Source organism: Cereibacter changlensis JA139, from assembly GCF_003034985.1.
Classification (GTDB): Bacteria; Pseudomonadota; Alphaproteobacteria; order Rhodobacterales; family Rhodobacteraceae; genus Cereibacter; species Cereibacter changlensis.
On sequence record NZ_PZKG01000368.1, the window covers coordinates 1 to 1,017 of the forward strand.

Annotated in this window: 1 protein-coding gene and 1 pseudogene; both read right to left on the reverse strand. The window is 58.2% G+C overall.

Features of this window, described 5'->3' with window-relative positions:
• Positions 1–190, reverse strand: a pseudogene (locus C5F48_RS24105) (SOS response-associated peptidase); the annotation flags it as partial.
• A gap of 348 nt (positions 191–538) precedes the next feature.
• A partial coding sequence (gene repC, locus C5F48_RS24110; protein ID WP_258186593.1) for a plasmid replication protein RepC occupies positions 539–1,017 on the reverse strand: 479 nt, incomplete at its 5' end.

Sequence of the window (1,017 nt, forward strand, 5' to 3'; positions counted from 1 at the left end):
AACGTGCCCGTGCCAGCTGAAAGCCGCCGGGCCCGGCCCGCAGGATCGGCGCGGCGTAATCGGGGAAGATCCCCGGCATCGGCGCGAGGTTGCCCAGTTGGTCGTCGAGCACCTCCTCAGGCTCCAGCAGCCCGTCGAAGACCCGCCGCATCGCGTCCTGGCTCTTGGTTTGGGCGTAGAGGTTGCACATGGCGGCGGTCCGGAATCGCGGCGGGGGTGATGCGGAACATTGCCAGAACGGCGCTCGCGGGGGAAGGGTTCCGTAGCGGCCCCCGAGCTGCAAGAGCGGGTTCTCAAATTCACGCCTTGTTCAGGCTTGAGCTGGGGAGTTCCAGCTTTCGGACAACTTTCATATGAAGTGCCTGCGAATGGCAGGAGGTGATTCGTTGGGCGAGTTTGATCTTGGTCTTCTTTACATGCCAAAAGCCACTTTTCCGATCCCACGTCCCCATCACCTTCCTTATCTCGAGGTTTCATCCGCGAGCAGGAAGAGTTCACAGCTGTGAACTCACAAAGGAGTGGCTCTCCATCATGATGTTCACAGATGTGAACATTTGCCTGCACCTCGTTGGCTGACCAACGCCATGACCATTTGCCCGCACGAGAACTCGCCTGCAGCGGCTTTGGATGTGAGCGCCCGTAAATATCCACCGGGCGATCTGATCTCTGCAAAACGTTCCAGCATGGCGACAACGACTATTGATGCCTGCTCTGGTCCCATGAAGCGCTGCGCCTCCTCCCAAGCAGATGAACTGATCCCCATGGCTGGCCGTACATGACAGGCCGCGTCGAAGAGCTGGTGCCAGTGTCGAATATTGCCTTGGTAGAAGGTCTTCAGTGACGGACACCCCGCAATTACCAAGTGGAGCGGAATCCGTGGTGCAGGCTTCGTATCCGGCACATCAACCCCGACCTCAGGCTCATGCGAGCCAGCTGCCGCTCCGCCTTCTTCCAAGGCAGGTTCAAAGACAATAGATTCTTTATTTGTATTATGATGGTGATGCTCAGATTGGGCGC